This window comes from Chitinophagales bacterium (genome assembly GCA_019694975.1).
Classification (GTDB): domain Bacteria; phylum Bacteroidota; class Bacteroidia; order Chitinophagales; family UBA10324; genus JACCZZ01.
Genome location: JAIBAY010000005.1, coordinates 174,524 through 193,850, shown reverse-complemented (window position 1 = coordinate 193,850; position 19,327 = coordinate 174,524). Strand labels below are relative to the sequence as shown.

Sequence of the window (19,327 nt, the reverse complement as noted above, 5' to 3'; positions counted from 1 at the left end):
AATCTGCCTCTGCAACATTGCGGAGGCAGTTTTTTATATGTTGTATTAGGAAGGAAAGAAAAGACAAATTGCAGATTAGATAACCTTAGCCGGTTGCATCAGGCGGATCAGTATTCAATGAATAAGCCGTTGCTCATATTTCATAGGGGAAGAAGGCATCCTCAATATGAAATATTTCCGGGATATCATTTTTAAAGGTGATGGAAATGACGTCAAACCTCACATCCATGTCAAGATTGTTGCGTTCGAGATATTCTTCGGTTGCAACAGCGATATTCCGTTGTTTTTCAGCTCCTACGGCCTGTTCAGGAAACCCGAAGTGATTGCCGGTTCTTGTTTTTACCTCAATAATGACCAGTGTATTTTGCTGCCGGGCGATGATGTCAATTTCCGTTCTTTCAAACCGCCAGTTGATTTCCAGCACCGTATATCCCTTTTTTTCCAGAAATTCAAGTGCTAATATTTCACCTTTCACCCCCAATTCATTATGTTTACTCATTGATTCGGAAATTGTAACTAAAAATAATAAATTATGATGGATAACCTGATCGCAAATTTTACAAAGCAGATGGCAGAGGCCATAGAAATCGGCCGGAAAATAAAGTTATCGCCACGGCACAAAGAGATTCGCAATGTTGTTGTTGCCGGGCTCGGCGGTTCCGGTATCGGAGCTCACCTCGTGGCGGAATTGATATCTGAAAAGATGAAACTGCCATTCATTGTTTGTAAGGATTACCTGCTTCCCGAGTTTGCAGATGAACATACCTTGCTGATCGCTTCTTCTTATTCTGGGAATACAGAAGAAACATTGCATGCCATGGAAGACGGCATTAAGAAAAACTGTAAGATCGTTTGTGTCACTTCCGGTGGCTCCATGATGTCTATTGCCAAAACCGCCGGACTTGACTATGTCACTATTCCAGGAGGCATGCCACCACGTGCTTGCCTGGCTTATTCTTTCATGCAGCAGTTGTTTATTCTCTCTTATTATAACCTGATTGATGATGGCTTCATAGTGGGAATACAGGAAGCTATCGCACACTTGAACAAAGAGGAGAAACGCATTATGAAACTGGCAAAGTCCATTGCCAGGAAAATGAATAAGAAAATGACAGTGATTTACAGTGCTGCCAGTATGGAGGCAGTGGCAATGCGGTGGAGACAGCAATTAAATGAAAATTCAAAAGTATTGTGCTGGCACCATGTAATTCCTGAAATGAATCATAATGAACTGGTAGGCTGGAGGGCATCCGGTAAATATGCGGTGGTTTTACTGAGAAATGATACCGATTATCCCAGGATACAGCAAAGGATGAACATCGCAAAGAATATCATCTCTCAATACACTCCCAACATTATTGAAGTGTATTCGAAAGGCGACAGCATCATCGAAAAGGCATTGTACCTGATTCATCTTGGTGATTGGGTTTCTTATTACCTTGCTGAAATCAGGAAGGTGGATCCCGTTGAAGTAAATGTGATTGAATATCTTAAAGCTGAACTGGCAAATTAAAATTGGTTTTTGTTGTGATCTCATCCCCGCTTGCTTTCAGTAAACAGGCGGGGATGTTTTTATAAGGGCAGGAGAACGGATGAATTATTTTATGTGGTTAACTGTTCTGCAGGGAGTCCAAAGAAATCCTTACACAGAGTGAATCCAAATGTGCCGATCAGATAAATTCATATAACAGATGCAAAGCGATAAAGCAATAACAGAAATCCATAGCATAAATCATCCTGCCTTGCAGGATGTTGAATTCCGTGACCTTGGCATTATCGGATATAAAGAAGCCTGGGATTACCAGGAGGCTTTATTCTCCGGCATCATAAAAGGAAAGATTGCACAGCGGAGTCATCCTGATCCTGATTTTCAGCCGAGGCATTTTCTTCTTTTTTGCGAGCATCCGCATGTTTATACACTGGGTAAAAGCGGTTCAATGAGTAACCTGCTGATCAATGAGGAAGGGTTGCGTGAAAAAGGCATCACTTTTTTCAGGATTAACCGTGGCGGCGATATCACATATCATGGGCCGGGCCAAATCGTCGGCTACCCGATACTTGACCTCGATTATTTTTTTACAGATATTGGAAAATACCTTCGGCTGCTGGAAGAATCCGTCATTCTCACCTTACAGGAATATGGCATCACCGCAGGCCGCTCGAAGGGGGAAACCGGTGTATGGCTTGATCCTGAAAAGCCTTCGCGCGCCAGGAAAATATGTGCTATTGGTGTCCGTTGCAGCCGCTGGGTTACGATGCACGGTTTCGCATTTAATGTGAATACTGATCTCGGTTACTTCAATCATATTATTCCTTGTGGCATTTATGATAAAAGTGTCACTTCCATGCAAAAGGAATTAGGCGAACCATTGAACTTCGAAACTGTTAAAGCACAGTTGCGGTCTCATTTTGCGGCAGTTTTCCAGGCGCGTTTAACAGATGAAAAACGGTGAGGCGCCGCAGATGGATCTTTCTTGCATTGCCACTGATGGCGGCGTTGGTATTGCTGTACACAACGCTGACGGGTAACAATTACATCTATAAGGCGATCGTTTACAACTATGCAGATATAGATGACTATCTGCTCTTTTCCAATCGAACCGTGAAAGCTGGCGCAGCGCAACCATGGCCGCTTGCCATAAACTACAATAAGATAAGGCCGCCGGCAGCGCTGCGCCACGAATTGGATTCAATAAAAACCGTGGCTTTTGTTGTTTTGAAAAATGATTCAATCTGTTACGAAGAATATTGGGATCACTACAGTGCATCTTCACGATCGAATTCATTCTCCTGTTCAAAATCAATTATTGGAATATTGACAGGCATTGCATTGGACGAAGGAGCCATCCGGTCACTCGATGATCCTATAGGAGACTATATAAAGGATTTTATGGATCCTGCAATGAAATCGGTGACCATCAGGAACCTGCTGATGATGAGCAGCAGTACCGATTGGGACGAGAGCTATTCAGGACTGCTCTCGCAGACGACAAAGGGATACTACGGAACTTCTTTATACCAACAGATGAGTGAACTGCGGCTGACCGGAGCACCGGGCAAAACCTTCGCCTACCGCAGCGGCGATACACAGTTGTTATCGATGGTATTGCAGGCTGCAACCGGGCAAACGATCAGTGACTATGCCTCTCTTAAATTATGGCAACCGATCGGAGCGGAGCAGGATGCGTTATGGTCGCTCGATCATGACGGAGGCATTGAAAAAGCTTATTGCTGTTTTAATTCCAATGCACGTGATTTCGCGCGCATCGGTGATCTGTATCTGCATCATGGCAACTGGCGCGGTACGCAAATTGTTTCTGCCGGTTATGTGCAGCAATCGCTTTCGCCGGTGAATTTACCCGATGAAACAGGCAAAGTGACTGATTATTACGGCTATCAATGGTGGCTCATGCCAGAGCGAGGAAACATTTTTTATGCACGTGGTCTGAACGGACAATGGATCATCTGTATCCCGGATAAGCACATGGTTATCGTCAGGCTCGGACATCAGCGGGGACCAAAAATGCTCAATGCCTACCGCGAAGTATATGACATGGTTGATTGGGCCATAGCCGTTTTTTAAGGATGAGCATTGCGACCCCGGAATCAAAGCCGACTGCACTGCAACACTCATTAGCGGAAGTGCATAACAATGGAGCTTTCGGTATTGCTTTATAAAAAGGCCCGGGAATAAATCTTGTTCGTTTTATTTTCTCCCGGAATTTTGCAAATGATTATCCGTCATCAATTGCAATGATTGTCGGATTTTTATGTTCTAATTTTAATCAGTTTATGAAAAGGTAAATAAGATGATTAAAGATATTTTGATTGAAAAAGTGCAGGATGTTGCAGTGGCAGTAATTCCTGACCTCGATGAAAAAGGGTTGGAAGAATGGAACGTGTATCTCATCAATATGAAAAATGGCCGGATTGATGGTGTCCTGATCAGTTCGCAGGGCTATGGTAACCTCGAAGGCAGGGAAATAAAGACCAGCACGCTCCGCCAGTTTTTTGAACATGTAAGCGCAGGACAATATGTAAAAGTGGAATGGATTGACAAGCGCCTGTTTGGCATCACGAATGAATTTTGGGTGAGCTTCTGGTACCAGGGCACACTCTTCGACAAGCGTTATGTATTTGTTACGGAAAGTATTGTGGAAAATAATTTTACGGAGATACCGGTGATTGGAAAACGCGGGGTGATGATAAAGTAGTGAGTAGTTAGTCCTGAGCTTTAAGTGTTCAGTTTTTGATTACAGCAGGTGAATCCTGACATTTTATGCAGGTGACGATTCCTGAATTTTGAAAGTGTTTTGTATACAGACTGCGATTCAACTGCGCATCAAAACGATGCTACCGTGCGCCGTATGATCTCCACGCATTCCATCAATTGTTCTTCAGTAATTACCAACGGTGGGGCGAATCTGATTTTATCTCCATGTGTTGGCTTGGCAAGCAATCCGTTATCCTTTAATGCCAGGCAGAGATCCCATGCTTCTTTTCCATTGCCGGGTTGCACCACAATTGCATTTAATAATCCTTTTCCTCTCACCAGTTTAATAACATCAGTATTGATGCTGCTCAGTGCTGCCCGCAGCAGATTTCCCAGGTAAAAGGCACGTTCAGCCAGCTGTTCATCCTTAATCACTTCCAGGGCTGCGATGGCCACTTTGCAGGCAAGCGGATTGCCGCCATAAGTTGAGCCATGCTCTCCGGGTTTTATAGTGAGCATAATCTCATCATTGGCAAGCACGGCAGAAACCGGCAGCACGCCGCCTGAAAGCGCTTTCCCAAGTATTAAGATGTCAGGATGTACATCTTCATAATCGCAGCACAGCATTCTGCCGGTGCGGGCAAGGCCGGTTTGAATTTCATCACCCAAAAACAATACATTTTTTTCCTTGCACATTTTATATGCACCGGCCAGGTAACCGTCATCCGGCACATGCACACCTGCTTCACCCTGTATAGGTTCTACCAGGAATCCGGCAACCGACGGATCCTGCAAGGCTTCATGCAGTGCAGGCAGATTATTGTAGGGCACGGTTACAAAGCCCGGCAGCAACGGCCCGAATCCGTCTTTTGATGGCGGATCACTGGAGAATGAAATGATGCCAATCGTCCGGCCGTGAAAATTTTCTGAGCAAACAATAATTTTAGCCGTGCCCTCCGCAATACCTTTCACTTTATGTCCCCACTTGCGGCAAAGTTTGAGTGCTGTTTCCACTGCTTCAGCGCCCGAATTTACAGGCATCACTTTATCATAGCCGAACATCGTGGTAACATACTGCTCATATTCACCGAGCACGTTATTATAGAATGCCCTGGAGGTCAGCGTGAGTTGCTGCGCCTGTTCCGTTAACGCATCTATAATACGCGGATGACAATGGCCCTGGTTGACGGCCGAATAGGCAGAAAGGAAATCAAAATACCGCTTGCCATCAGTGTCCCATACGAAAACACCTTTTCCTTTTGCCAACACCACCGGTAATGGATGATAGTTGTGTGCACCGTATTTTTCTTCAAGTTCGATGTGATTGACTTTTAAAGTTTCAATCATGTGTTGTCGTTTGTAGATGAACTAATCTGGAATGAAACAGTCTTTATAATCCGCACTGCTGCAGGTTGGCGAAGTTACCGGAAGTAAATGGTAAATAAAACCCCGTCGTTAAAATGAAACACCTGCTATAAGATCTGCAACACATGGCGGAACCGGGTTGATGTTATTTCCGGGCAAAAATCTCGCACCAGGCATTGCCATGTTCAAATCTTTTGACCGAATAAAATTCTTCATCCGATTTCACTGCATCATAGTAACTTCCGATCAATGGATAATTACAGAAGATGAAATAATCCGCATTGTAGTTCAAGGTATCGCCCATTACATTAGAAAAGGCTGGACCGTCAAGTGCGGAAAGTTCAGGGTGTGTCAATAAAAAGTACAACGTATAGCTGGTGCAGATGCTTGCAGTTCTGACTGAAGTGCTTTCCATGTAACCGATTGCGGCTTGTTGCACGGTAATATTATCTGCATAGTTGAGGGAAACATCATCCATCCAGGTAGGTTCCGAAGTAAAATCATGGTGGAATGCAAATGCGATGCATATAGCAAGCAAGAAGCCTGTAAACTTATATCCCTTCAAATACAAATGATATCCCCAAATGCTTACCAGGAAAATTAACAGGGAAATGAGTGGAATCAGGTATCGTAGAGAAATAAAGTTGATGGCCGTAAAAGCAGTATAACAGCAGAAAACAAAGCAGGCCGTTATCGTAACTTTCCACAGTTGCTTGTTGTATTTTTTATGCTGCCACAAACAGGAAATTGATACCAGGCAAACTGTTAATGCCACCAATACAAAAAGTTCCTCTCTCCCATAGCCCCAAAAAACAAATAGCCACACCACCAGCAAGTGATTGCTGATCTTAGCCCAACTGAAATCCGCCATCTGAACATGTAATGGAAAAAGGAACCAGCCGTACGTTAATTTCTGGATCACGTAAAAGAGAATTCCTGTTATTACGGGAAGAAATACCGGCAGACTTTTTTTAACAGGGTTGTCAGTGAATACTTTTTCTCGGAGTACTGCTGTCTGAGAAGTTGTACGGCATAAACGATTCCTGTAGCGGTAGCGACCACAAGTCCCGACTCTTTGGTTAAAACCAGTAAAGTAGCAGAGATGATGTAAAGAAAAATGCGGTCAGTGACCAGGAGAAAGATCGTTGTCATCACCAGTAAGGAGATAAAAACCTCGGGCAGCATAAATGACGATTGTACGATAAAAACTTCCTGTGTCAATAGGAGGAGGGAACCAAGCAAGGCGAATGCAGGGTTTGAAAATCGAAGCAGCATGAAAAAAAATGCGATGAGGAAAGCGGAAGCGATAAGCAGCGAAAAGGTATGCATTACAAAAGGTGAGAACCCAAATGTTTTGGCAACAATCGCATTGATAAAATAGTACATGAGCGGATGTCCGCGCGAGAGTTCGGGAGAAAGGCTGGAGGGCAGGAGACTGGGAGTGCCTTCCGCCACTTTATTGATAGCGACGCCATATGACCAACTCTCATCCCAGAAGTAAGTTAAACCGAGAAATGGAAATTTGTAGAGCCACAGCAGCAGCAGGCTCAGGCAGAGCATTCAAAAAGCAACAGCAGCTTCTTTTCGTGGCATATCAGAACCGATAAACAACATTCATGGCAAGTTGCCAGGTTATGGAAAGACGTTGCCTGCGTTGATCAAGGGTTCAGGTCATCTCTTCCAAAAGAAAACGGTAACAGGATTTGTGCGGACTGCAGCCATAGAATTTTACCTGATTCTCCCTGCAGAATTATCTGTATGTTTTTCTTAAAACGCTCTTCATATTCAGCAATCGTTTGCCGGCAAATGCCACAAGGCGCCGCCGGTTCGTTCAAAGTATGGTTAAGTGGTTTTGCGGAAATGGCAAGTGCTTCAATGGCAATGCCGGGATACATTGCAGAAACAGCGGATAAGGTTACTCTCTCGGCACAGATGCCAACCGGCGATGATGCATTCTCCTGGTTACTGCCTTTCACCATCACACCATTTGCTAATAACGCTGCGGCACCTACATAAAAATTGGAGTATGGAGCATAGGCATCACCCACCGCTTCTTTGGCTTTCCGCAATAGTTCCTGGAAGACAGGTGGTAGTTCACCGGCATGTTCCAGTTCTTTATAAGCGACGATCAGTTGCGTTTCCTTCATATCAGTTTATTCGCATCGCAAAGGTGAAAATCATTTTATGTTGATTGCTAAAAGGTCACCTGCCGGTTGATTACTTTTGCAAGTTAATTTTTTTTGATGATGAATAGAATCCTGTTGTTAGGTGCCGGTCGCTCTGCCACAGTGCTGATTGATTATTTGCTGTCGCATGCTGTGGAGTTTAATGCAACGGTCTCCGTAGGTGATCAATCGGCGGAAGCCGCTGCCGATAAAGTCGGTAACAATGCTGCGGGCCGCGCGATTGCCTTCGATGCCCTTGATGAAGTGCAAAGAAAATCGGAGATTGAAGCACATGATGTTGTTATCTCTATGTTGCCGCCACATCTTCACATCCTTGTTGCTAAGGATTGCCTGTCCTGTAAGAAGCACCTGATCACTGCATCTTATGTTTCTCCCGAACTGCAATTGCTGAATGAAGAGGTGAAAAAGGCCGGCTTGCTCTTCATGTGTGAAATGGGGCTTGATCCGGGCATTGATCACATGAGTGCCATGCAGCTGATTCATGATATTCAGGGCAGAGGCGGCAGGATAACATCGTTCAAGTCGGGAACAGGCGGCCTGGTGGCACCGGAATCGGATGATAATCCCTGGCATTATAAAGTTACCTGGAATCCGAGAAATGTAGTGCTGGCAGGTCAGAACACCGCACAGTACCTCGATCGGGGTGTTCAGAAGTTTGTTCCATACCATCGGTTATTTTCCCATACAGAAAAATTTAAGATCAAAGGATTAGGGAAATATGAATCATATCCGAATCGTGATTCCCTGTCCTATATTTCAAAATACGGATTGGAGGGAGTGGAGACAATCTTGCGTTCAACACTGCGCAAAGAAGGTTACTGTGAAGCCTGGGATGCGCTCGTGCAATTAGGCCTGACGGATGACAGCTATACACTAAATGGTCTGAAAAAGATGACCTATGCGGGTTGGGTTAACTGCTATCTTCCGGAAAAGGCGAAGTGGGAAGGCAGGAGTGTGAAATCAAAAGTTGCGAAATTGCTGGATCTTGAACCTGCTGTTTTGCACCGCCTGGAATGGCTGGGACTCTTCAGCGATGATAACATTGGCATTGAAAGCGGTACGCCTGCTGAAGTATTGCAGGACTTGCTGGTGCGGAGATGGAAGATGCAGCCAACCGATAATGATATGATTGTGATGCGGCATGAAATACAATATACACTGGAAGATAAATCGCATGAACATATCAGCACCATGGTACTGAAAGGAGAAGATGCGCAGCGTACGGCAATGGCTAAAACAGTGGGCTTGCCGATGGGTATCATGGTGAGGCTCCTGCTGCAATCTGAAATATTCCTGACAGGTGTTCATATTCCTGTAATGTCACAGGTTTATAATCCTGTTTTGAAAGAACTCAGCTCACTGGGCATTGCATTTGACGGAGAAGAAAAAGCGCTGCAAAAGGAGCATTAATGCAATGTGGTTCAATGATGAGCAGTTCATCTTTGTCAACTTGCTGCAGGATGCAGTGATTACGATTCACGGCTAAACACATAAGCAATCATGGCAGACAATACGGTTTATTTTTGTGAAGCTGGACAGCATGCTGTGAAGCATGGAATATTTTTTACTTCAGGCTCGCGCATCATCAGGTACCGGTGTCAAAGTTGTGGTTTAATTGCCTGTCCTCAGCACATCGTAAAAAAAATGTTTTCACACCCGCAATGTAAGCGTTGCCGCAGCAAAGAGATGATAAGGGAACGCATTGCCGATGGAGTATGGCGCAACGATTTCTGATCGCTGCCGGTGAGGGAAATGCCGGCAGGTCAGCAAACTGAATATGCTGCAAAAGCGATCCTGATTTTCTTCTGCAATACAATTATTAACAGTCTCCGATGTTTGCATTGACTGATGATGACCTGTTCATCACATGCAATCACCTGCACAGAAAAATTTTGAATATTCACAGTTAAACTTTTTACTTTGCGCCAAAGTGAGGATGGAGATTTTTTGTAATTATTACTTATCAGTGTCTGCATGGCAAAAAAGAAAGTAAAAGAAGGCGGTAAGCATTTGATGATTGTGGAGAGTCCCGCAAAAGCTAAAACGCTGGAAAAATTTTTGGATAATGATTTTATTGTAAAGTCCAGCTATGGACATATCCGTGATTTGCCGAAATCGGACAAAGCCATCAACGTGGCAAACCGTTATGAGCCGACCTATGAGGTGAGTGCAGAAAAAAAGGAAGTGGTTAAAGAATTAAAGCGGCTTGTTAAGGGTGCAGGCGATGTGTGGCTGGCAACAGATGAGGACCGTGAAGGGGAAGCCATCTCCTGGCATTTATGCCAGGCACTCGGGTTAGATGTAAAAGATACCAAGCGTATTGTATTTCATGAGATCACTAAGCAGGCAATTCTCGAAGCGGTGAAAAGTCCGCGCAGCATCGACCTGAACATGGTTAATGCACAGCAGGCACGCAGGATACTGGATCGTTTGGTTGGTTTTGAACTTTCACCGATTCTGTGGCGAAAGATTTCCAATTCCAAGTCACTGTCTGCCGGACGTGTACAATCTGTTGCCGTTCGGCTGATCGTAGAGCGGGAACGCGAAATCAACAACTTCGTATCAGAATCCAGTTATAAGATCATTGCCTTGTTTAAGGCAAAAGATAAGTTTGGTAATGCCGTAACTTTCAAGGCCGAACTTCCGAAAAATAAAAGTAAAGAAAAGGATGCGGAAGCTTTTCTGAAAGCCTGCAGCGGTGCCGATTATACAGTGCGCGATGTGCAGGTGAAGCCCGGAAAGAAGTCACCCTCAGCGCCCTTTACCACCTCCACATTACAGCAGGAAGCAAGCAGGAAGCTCGGTTATTCCGTTGCAAAGACGATGCTTGTTGCACAACGGCTTTATGAGTCAGGTAAGATTACTTATATGAGGACGGATTCTACCAATCTGTCGGAGACGGCATTGCAACTGATTCAGGAAGAAATCGTGAAATCATACGGCAAGCAGTACGCGCAGCAAAGAAAGTATTCCACGAAAACCGCTAATGCGCAGGAAGCTCATGAAGCCATCCGTCCATCTTATATCGAACATAAAGATATTGAAGGAGAAAATGATGAGCAGCGGCTGTACAATCTTATCTGGAAACGCACCATTGCATCACAGATGAGTGATGCACAGCTGGAGAAGACTACGGCAAAGATTTCCATATCAACTATGAAGGACGAAGAACTGGCAGCAAGTGGTGAAGTGCTGATGTTTGATGGCTTTCTGAAGGTGTACATGGAGTCGGATGATGATGAAGCACAGGCTGATCCGTTGCCTTCCGCTGTGGAAGAATCCACCACCTTGCCTCCGTTAAAGCCCGGCCAGGTATTGGATTTTGTGGAGATGAATGCAACAGAAAGGTTTACACGCGCTGCAGCGCGTTACACGGAAGCTTCGCTGGTAAAAAAGCTGGAGGAATTGGGAATTGGCCGGCCATCCACCTATGCGCCAACGATCAGTACGATTCAGAAAAGAGGATATGTGGAGAAGAAAGACAAGGAAGGCATGCGCAGGGAATACCGGATGCTGAAGCTGAAAAATGATGAGGTTACGAAGGTGGTGGATACGGAAACATTCGGAACAGAGAAATCGAAAATGTTTCCTACCGACATTGGTATGATGGTGAATGATTTCCTGATGCAGCATTTTCAGACAGTAATGGATTATGGATTCACCGCCGAGATTGAGCGCGAGTTTGATGATATCAGTAATGGTATGAAAAAGTGGGACGAGATGATTGATGACTTTTACAAACCATTTCATAAAAACGTGGAAAACACACTGGAAAATGCTGATCGCGTAACCGGAGAACGGGATCTTGGAACGGATCCGCAAAGCGGACGCAAGGTGATTGCGCGTATGGGCAGGTATGGTCCGATGGTACAGATCGGCGGCACGGATGATGAAGAGAAACCAAGGTATGCGAAACTGCGGAGCGGCATGAACCTGGAAACCATTTCCTTCGAAGATGCGATGGAGCTATTCAAATTACCACGTGTAGCAGGCCAGTATGAAAACCAGGATGTGACTGTGAGCGAAGGCAGGTTCGGTCCATATGTGTTGCATGACAAGAAGTTTTATTCCTTGCGGAAGGACCAGGATCCGATGACGATTACCCTGGATGAAGCCATTGAACTGATTAAGGCAAAAGCTTCCAGTGTCATCAAAGAATTTAAAGCGAACGGGATATCCATACTGGAAGGCAAATGGGGACCTTATGTAAAAAGCGGGAAGCTGAACGCAAAAATTCCGGCCGGAAAGGAGCCAAAGGATCTTACGCTGGATGACTGCATGGAGTTGCTTGAAAAAGCGAAGGATGCTCCGAAAAAAACATTTGGCCGATTTAAACGTAAAGGAAGTTAAACTTGTCCTGATCATCATTTGAAATCGCATCTGAAAGAAAATGAGCTGAGTGCCCTCATCAACCTCCTCGATGATCCTGATGAAGAGGTGTACAGGCATGTAACAGACAGGCTCATTGCGCTGGGAACAGCCATCATTCCTTCGTTAGAAGCTGCATGGGAGAAAACTTTTAACCCTGATCTGCATTACAGGCTGGAAGAACTGATTCATCTTATACAGTTTGAAACAGTGGTGAAAGACCTGAAACGCTGGGTCAAAAAGCGACAGGATAATTTGCTGGAGGCGGCCATCATCATCGCGCGGTACCAGTACCCTGACCTGAGTATTGCAAAGATTAATGCGCAGATTGAAAAGCTCAGCAAGGAAATCTGGCTGGAGATGAATTACAACCTCACGCCACTGGAGCAGGTGAATGTTTTTAACCATGTATTATTCCAGCTCAATGGTTTTTCGGGTAATACTTCTAATATTCATGATCCGCAGAATGCTTACCTCAATATTTTACTGGAAACAAAGAAAGGGAATCCTGTTTCGCTTTCGTTGCTGTACCTGATTCTCGCCGATAAGATTAAGATGCCTGTGTATGGTATAAACCTCCCGCAACATTTTGTCTTATCCTTCCATAAAGATTTAATGGAACCTGATGAGACGGAGCAAAAGGTAAAAAGCAGCCTTTTGTTTTATATAAATCCTTTTAACAAGGGTATAATTTTCTCCCGCGACGATATCACGATGTTTCTCAAGAAACTGAATATTACACCAAAACCTTCCCACTATCTGCCTTGTACCAATCTCGAAACCATCCTGGCACTTGTTAATTCCATCCTGCATGATTATGAACTGGCGGGCGTTGCCGACAAAGTGATGGAACTGACGAAAATGAAAGAAGTGCTTACGGAGGTGTGACGATTTACATTACGCCTTTCCTGGTTTGATTTTTCTCTTTGCACCTGCCCGGTAAAAAATATTGCATAACCGGAAGAACGGTGTATCATGTACAATGGCATCAGTTACCATTGCGTGGAAAGCATTACATTTATTACAAATCCACCAACATGAAAATATTACACGCAATCGCAATCGGGTTATTCCTGTTTTCAGCTTCCTGCAGGCAACAGGCACCAACCACTTCAGGAGCGAATATGTCTGCCTCATGCAGCTACTTTGATGTGGCAGACAGCGGCATCCAAACAGCCGGTATTAAGCTGATAACCATTGATGGTAAATACAAGGTCTGGACAAAACGCTTTGGCAACGGGCCGATTAAGGTATTGCTGCTGCATGGCGGACCCGCCATGACGCATGAGTACATGGAGTGTTTTGAGAGTTTTTTTCCGAAGGCGGGTATAGAATTTTATGAATATGATCAGTTGGGATCCTATTACAGCGATCAGCCTGATGACAGCAGTTTATGGACCACCGCACGTTTTGTGGAAGAAGTGGAACAGGTACGAAAAGGGTTAGGCCTCGATAAGGATCACTTCTACCTTCTTGGGAATTCGTGGGGTGGTATACTGGCCATGGAATATGCTTTGAAATACCAGGATAATCTGAAAGGATTGGTTGTTTCGAATATGGTGGCGAGCATTCCCCGTTATGAGCAGTATAATAATAAACTCAGGAGTGAAATGCGCAAATCACTGGTGGATTCGCTGGAGGTGTTTGAAAAGAACGGAGACTACCAAAATCCTGTTTATCTGCAACTGGTGCAGAAAGAATACTATGATCAGCATATCTGCCGGATCGTCCCTAATCCTGATCCGGTGCTGCGGAGTTTCAAACATGTGAATGCTGCGGTTTATGTGATGATGCAGGGACCGAGTGAATTCAAAACCGGTGGCCGCCTGTTGCACTGGGACCGGTGGAATGACCTTCATAATATTCATGTTCCCACTTTGATGGTCGGTGCGAAATATGATACCATGAATCCGGAGGAGATGGAAGAGATGAGCAAGCTGGTTCAACATGGCCGGTATCTTTATTGTCCCGAAGGAAGCCATCTTGCTATGTGGGATGATCAGCAGCACTATTATCCGGGCATCATTCAATTCTTAAATGATGTGCAGCAGGGAAGCTTTTAAGGCCGCACCAGATGAGGTCTCAATGCCTCGCATTAAATGACGCGCAGACAGGTTTAATTCCGGAACGGATATTTCATTTTTTGGAAGCGATTCATCAGGATTCTTTTCTGTCGACAATTAACGTACAGCGCAGAACGGTTAAGCAGATTTCTTCCTGAGTGAGAGATAATCAAGATAGTAAATCAACTTGATCGAGAGACCGTTGGTTTGTGGCGTATCAAAAGTTTTTGCAACATTATCAAAATATTTATCCATGCCAAGGTCATCATATTGCTGAATGTTGTTTTTCCAGATGACATTGAGGTAGCTGCCCGGTGCAAACTCCCAGGCATACACAGCATCAATATTAAACACGTTAAAATTGATGTCATTATTGCCGGTATAATCTGTTTCCCCCAGTGTGCCGTCTTCATTCAATAAATAATATTCAGTCCAGTTTACCTTACTCCAATAGTAACGTGCCCTGAAAGAGATATTCATTTTCGGATTAAAGGTGTACCGCAACCGGAGATTATTCGAAACCGTTGCGGTATTGCGGCTCCCGAAGATGATATTGTCTTCATCATCAAAGGTGACGAAGCTTTCGGTTCCATGATCACTGCTGAGGTACAACTCATAACTTAATGAGAAATGATCGTTCACAGTAACAGTAGGAGCAATAGATCCGTCAAAAAATGGATTTCCGGCTCCAGGCGCATCGCCATATCCGGCAGAGACACTCACCATTATTTTTTTGCGATAGTCTGAATTAATCCAGGCGCTGCTGTAGGCAAAAGGGTTATGATAGTATTTTCTCCCTTCCACTCTTGGTTCGTAATAATCGTAGTACCAGAAAGGTTTTGAATAGAAATTAACGCCTCCGCTCCACAAGCTTTTAAATGTTACATAAGCCCCGCCGTTGGTTTCCCATTCTTCATACACCAATGGTTTCACCAGAGTTTTATAATTCAGCCCGAACCAGCCGCCGACGTTATAGAATGGCCCTTTCTTCAGTTCCTGGTTATTATAGTTGAAACCGGCGCCATTCGTCATCTGGTTGTTGTAAAATAATATGCCGAGGTCGTTCTGATCATAGTGATCGGTTATCAGTTCATGCGAAAACCATGGATTGAATTTGCCTTTTGTCTGATTCAGGTTTACCTGGTAATAGCCGCCAGTTGTTGGGTTTTTTCCTTCATCAAACAGCATGCTCAGGTTGCCGAAGCCGACTGCTTCAAGCGAGTTGGCCTTGTTCCTGATATCATAATGAACGGATCCGACATTGGCGTCGGGTGCACTGCCGCTGCGCATTACGTTGGTGTTTTCAAAGCTGAGCTTTGAATTATTTTTCAAAGTCTGATCGAAAACGATTACACTGTAGTTTGATAGCGGGTTTGTCTCCACCTTGCGCACTTCACCGGTTTCATCATTTTTTATTTCCGCAAAGGTGGCGCGTGTCACAGCATTTAAGATGCCGATGCCTAATCCATGATTGTTTCTTCCTGAAAATTTGGTGGCATTGTACAGTTTTGTTTCCGAAGGATTACTGATCAGTGTTTCACCATCCTGCACTTCATTCCCCGCCTCATAGTAATGAAGCGGTGTGCCACCGATGCGCCGCGAATAAAAAAGTTGCGACGTGCTGCCCCTGTTGTCCTGGTTAAATAATTCAGTTCCTTCTGTAAAGAAAGGCCTCTTCTCATCAAACTTGGTTTCAAACGGTGAAATGTTGAGTACAACATTGTCAGATTGTACCTGCCCGAAATCAGGGATAAGGGTTGCATCAAGCGTGAAACTTTCATTCACACCGTATTTGACATCCATGCCGCCACTGAGTATACTATTGGATGCATACTCAACAGGATCGTAGCTTATGGGCGTAACCTGGTAACCGGCAGTAAGGTACGGCGAAAACGAAAGCCGGAGCGGCGGTTTTATATTTTCAAGGCCTTTCAGTTTGCCCCATTGGTTAATGATGCCGGCCACTTTCGGATCCACGGGGCTCCATAAATCGAGCTCACCTTCACGGGTGATGTTGCGGCCAAACTGCATGCCCCAATCCTGAATTGACTTTGAAGGAAAACGGATCGCAGAGTAGGGGATTTTGATCTCGCACACCCATCCGTCATTTTTTATATCAACGGCACTTTGCCAAACTGCATCCCAGCTTACATCATGGGCATTGGATGGAGAACCTTTTTCATCGAGCTGCACGCCAGCTGCCGTCACGAGAAACCGGTAACCATTCAATCCGTCATCATATGTATCGAAGCCGACAATGAAATTATCAGCGAGAGCATCCGTTGCATCGCGTTGAGAAAGCTGCCGTTTAATGAGTGACGGCTGATTATCGTACATGTAAGCGCCGATATAAATAGCCTGATCATCATAGGTTACCCTTACTTCAGTTTTTTGACTTTCGGGTTTTCCGTATTCTGGAGCGAGCGTGATGAAGTTGGAAACCACCGGTATATTTTGCCAGCATGCATCATTCAGGTTACCATCAATTTTCGGTGCTGTTGCTGAGCGAATGGCCGGCATAGATACCTTATCAGCTTTTGCCACTGCTGCAGCTAATAAAAACCAGGTCAGGTACAGTAAATACTTCATCGGGCAGCTTTTAATGACGATTTCATGATGCAGGAAGAAATGCCGGAGAAAATCCTGTTCTGAAAGGCAGTTTAACGTAAAGGAAATGCAAACTGTGTGTTGATGGAATTATTTTAGACCAAGCAAAATTTTGCATAGACCAATTGCACGGCTAAGGCATTACAAAATAAGCTCAGCACATACTGCTTTGCTATTGCGTTGCCATCCAACGGTTCATCTTGCTTTCCAGCACGGCAATAGGCAGGCAGCCGTCTCTAAGTATTTCATCGTGAAACCTGGCCAGCGAAAATTTTTCGCCCATCTGTTGTTCTGCTTTTTTACGGAGCTCCAGTATTTTAAGCTGCCCTATTTTGTAACTGAGCGCTTGTCCGGGTATTGCCATATACCGTTCAATTTCGGCGGTGATATCGGCTTCCGACTCTGCTTCGTTTTCAAGGGAGAATTGTATGGCCTGTTCACGCGTCCAGCCTTTGGTATGAATGCCCGCATCTACCACCAGCCGGATAGCACGATGCATTTCTTCACTCAGCATGCCAAAATACTGGTAAGGATCTTTGTAGAGTCCCAGCTCACTGCCTAGTGATTCCGAATACAAGGCCCAACCTTCGCCATAAGCACCATACCAGATGAATCGCCTGAACTCCGGCAGATCTTTATTCTCCTGTTGTAAAGAAATCTGGTAATGATGGCCGGGAATAGCTTCATGCAGAAAAAGATCTTCCATGGAAATATTGTTAAACTTCGAGGGATCCACAATGGGTACATAAAAGATGCCCGGCCGCGATCCGTCCGCTGTTCCCTGGCTGTATTCCGCGCTGGCACTTGCTTCGCGGAATGCTTCCGTTTCTCTTATTTCAAAGGGTGTTTTCGGGAAGACGGTAAATAGTTTACTGAGAAAGGGTTGCTGTCTTTCTTCAATAGACCGGTAAGCATTCAGCACTTCCTCTTTCGTTTTGAATGGCATGAACTGCTTGTCGGTGTGCAGGAAACTGATAAATGATTTCAGATCACCTTTAAACCCTGTTTCTTTCATCACACGTTCCATCTCTGTCCTGATACGTTTGACTTCACTTTGTCCGAGTTCGAAAACCTGGTCAGCGGTCATGTCTGTCGTTGTCCAGTATTTAATAAGGAACTGATAGTATTCCGCGCCGCCGGGAACGGCAGAGATTCCCGCAGTGGTTCTGCATTTCGGGAGGTATTCGTTTTTAAAGAAGTCATGTAATTTCTGATAAGATGGGTTGATCTGACCGGTAATGGCTTTAGCATATAATGCAGTAATCCGCCTGGTATCTTCATCAGAAAAATTCAACTCTTTCATATTAAGTACCGGCTGGTAAAAGAGACTTTTTGTGACATCAGTGACGATGATGCTTTTCATCTGCGGCAGCACACGTTCAATCAGGATTTGAGGATACACCACTCCTTTCGACATTCCGATCCGCATATTCGCGATGGCTGAATCGCACCAGTCCGTGAATCCGTTGATGCGTCCCAGCCAGTTTTCATAATCCTTTACCGTCTTAAATGGCTGGTTACCCGTGCCTGAACCCAACTGACCCATGGTAAGCGGCAGGCTCCAGAACTGGTTAATAGGCATGAGGTCGTCCGGGTAACTGAACCTTTCCATGGAAATGTTCAGCTCCCATTCTAACACATCATAACTCATCTGATCATTTTCCGATAGTGTGGCACGGTCATAAGTCTTCAATGAATCAAGATAATTTTGCAACATCTGTTTTTCCCTATTGCGGAATGCGGCTGTCATGTCATTTGGTAATTGATCATTATACCGGTAGTCGCCGTTTTGAGTTGCTTCCAGCGGAAATAACTTAAGATGATCTTCATAATATTGATGGAGCAACGGAGCAAGCGAACGGCCGGTTGTATTTTCATCAGCTTTTTTATCACCGGTGTTGCAAGCAGCAACAGATAATGCAAAGGCAAGCAGGAGTGTTGATCTCATTTTGTATAATGTTGTGGAATTAGAGCTCAATTTACTATTTCAATTGTTTGGTGTTACTATGGATCGTATCAGTTGACCGGCTTTGATCAAATGTCTCAGGAAGAAATACAAGGTGGCAATAACTTGAATGAAGTTCCGGCGATGTTACTGTACGGAGATCAGGTGTATGTATCATTCCCGTAAATCTCCGCAGTGATAGAATTGTAGAAAACTTAAGCCGGGTTTTACAGGAAAAATTTCATCTCACATAACCCAAACTACCCGGGCAGACAGTTAAACGGGGATGCTGCCTGCCGGGTAGTTTTCCAATCCAACCATGAGAACTTTATTTGTTTAGATGATGCGATGTGCATCAGCACAATTACAGGGAATAAAGAAAATGTGTTGTGCCGTTCCATTAAAATAATTTAGACCAAACGGTTAATTCATCAGACCAATTGCTGCGAATAACGATAGCGGCAGGTCAGCCATGAAATGTGTTGGTTTCGTGCATAACCGGCAGGTTCTCCGGTGTGCTAAATTTTGTCGATGGAATGATAGAATTTGTCTATAAATTTAATACACCGGTTATGCGATC

At 44.6% G+C, this 19,327-nt stretch carries 15 protein-coding genes; 8 read left to right on the top strand and 7 right to left on the bottom strand.

From position 1 onward, the window contains the following. Positions 1-133: 133 nt before the first annotated feature. Positions 134-499 (bottom strand): YraN family protein, encoded by a 366-nt coding sequence (locus K1X61_11210; protein ID MBX7109206.1) that lies wholly within the window; start codon positions 497-499, stop codon positions 134-136. 33 nt (positions 500-532) lie between these two features. Between K1X61_11210 and K1X61_11205 the strand changes: the two genes are divergently transcribed. From K1X61_11205 to K1X61_11190, 4 genes are all read left to right on the top strand, one after another. Beyond that, positions 533-1,513 (top strand): bifunctional phosphoglucose/phosphomannose isomerase, encoded by a 981-nt coding sequence (locus K1X61_11205; protein MBX7109205.1) that lies wholly within the window; start codon positions 533-535, stop codon positions 1,511-1,513. 178 nt (positions 1,514-1,691) lie between these two features. Next, complete coding sequence (gene lipB / locus K1X61_11200) at positions 1,692-2,453, top strand: lipoyl(octanoyl) transferase LipB (protein ID MBX7109204.1); 762 nt, start codon at positions 1,692-1,694, stop codon at positions 2,451-2,453. Then, on the top strand, positions 2,450-3,583 hold the full coding sequence (locus tag K1X61_11195) for a beta-lactamase family protein (GenBank protein ID MBX7109203.1): 1,134 nt from the start codon (positions 2,450-2,452) through the stop codon (positions 3,581-3,583). The genes lipB and K1X61_11195 overlap by 4 nt, the downstream gene beginning before the upstream one ends. 226 nt (positions 3,584-3,809) lie before the next feature. After that, positions 3,810-4,214: a hypothetical protein gene (locus K1X61_11190; protein ID MBX7109202.1), complete on the top strand. Its 405-nt coding sequence runs from the start codon at positions 3,810-3,812 to the stop codon at positions 4,212-4,214. A 128-nt stretch (positions 4,215-4,342) separates the two neighbouring features. Here K1X61_11190 and rocD read toward each other — a convergent pair whose 3' ends face one another. The 4 genes from rocD to K1X61_11170 all read right to left on the bottom strand — a co-directional run bounded on the left by rocD (position 4,343) and on the right by K1X61_11170 (position 7,725). Next, positions 4,343-5,560 (bottom strand): ornithine--oxo-acid transaminase, encoded by a 1,218-nt coding sequence (gene rocD / locus K1X61_11185; GenBank protein MBX7109201.1) that lies wholly within the window; start codon positions 5,558-5,560, stop codon positions 4,343-4,345. A 163-nt stretch (positions 5,561-5,723) separates the two neighbouring features. After that, positions 5,724-6,500 (bottom strand): hypothetical protein, encoded by a 777-nt coding sequence (locus tag K1X61_11180; GenBank protein ID MBX7109200.1) that lies wholly within the window; start codon positions 6,498-6,500, stop codon positions 5,724-5,726. 20 nt (positions 6,501-6,520) lie between these two features. Then, complete coding sequence (locus K1X61_11175; GenBank protein MBX7109199.1) at positions 6,521-7,138, bottom strand: hypothetical protein; 618 nt, start codon at positions 7,136-7,138, stop codon at positions 6,521-6,523. 98 nt (positions 7,139-7,236) lie between these two features. Continuing rightward, positions 7,237-7,725, bottom strand: a complete 489-nt coding sequence (locus K1X61_11170) for a cytidine deaminase (protein ID MBX7109198.1) — start codon at positions 7,723-7,725, stop codon at positions 7,237-7,239. A 96-nt stretch (positions 7,726-7,821) separates the two neighbouring features. Between K1X61_11170 and K1X61_11165 the strand changes: the two genes are divergently transcribed. From K1X61_11165 to K1X61_11150, 4 genes are all read left to right on the top strand, one after another. Continuing rightward, positions 7,822-9,174, top strand: a complete 1,353-nt coding sequence (locus tag K1X61_11165) for a saccharopine dehydrogenase NADP-binding domain-containing protein (GenBank protein ID MBX7109197.1) — start codon at positions 7,822-7,824, stop codon at positions 9,172-9,174. A gap of 564 nt (positions 9,175-9,738) precedes the next feature. Beyond that, positions 9,739-12,114, top strand: coding sequence for a type I DNA topoisomerase (gene topA, locus K1X61_11160; GenBank protein ID MBX7109196.1), 2,376 nt, complete (start codon positions 9,739-9,741; stop codon positions 12,112-12,114). An 18-nt stretch (positions 12,115-12,132) separates the two neighbouring features. Continuing rightward, positions 12,133-13,020 carry a transglutaminase-like domain-containing protein gene (locus K1X61_11155; protein MBX7109195.1) on the top strand — a complete coding sequence of 296 codons (888 nt, stop codon included), beginning with the start codon at positions 12,133-12,135 and terminating at the stop codon, positions 13,018-13,020. A 236-nt stretch (positions 13,021-13,256) separates the two neighbouring features. Then, on the top strand, positions 13,257-14,195 hold the full coding sequence (locus tag K1X61_11150; protein MBX7109194.1) for a proline iminopeptidase-family hydrolase: 939 nt from the start codon (positions 13,257-13,259) through the stop codon (positions 14,193-14,195). A gap of 138 nt (positions 14,196-14,333) precedes the next feature. Here K1X61_11150 and K1X61_11145 read toward each other — a convergent pair whose 3' ends face one another. Both K1X61_11145 and K1X61_11140 read right to left on the bottom strand, forming a co-directional pair. After that, positions 14,334-16,784, bottom strand: a complete 2,451-nt coding sequence (locus K1X61_11145; GenBank protein MBX7109193.1) for a carbohydrate binding family 9 domain-containing protein — start codon at positions 16,782-16,784, stop codon at positions 14,334-14,336. A gap of 190 nt (positions 16,785-16,974) precedes the next feature. Further along, entirely contained in the window at positions 16,975-18,750 is a 1,776-nt protein-coding gene (locus tag K1X61_11140) for a DUF885 domain-containing protein (protein MBX7109192.1), read from the bottom strand. Positions 18,751-19,327 lie beyond the last annotated feature (577 nt).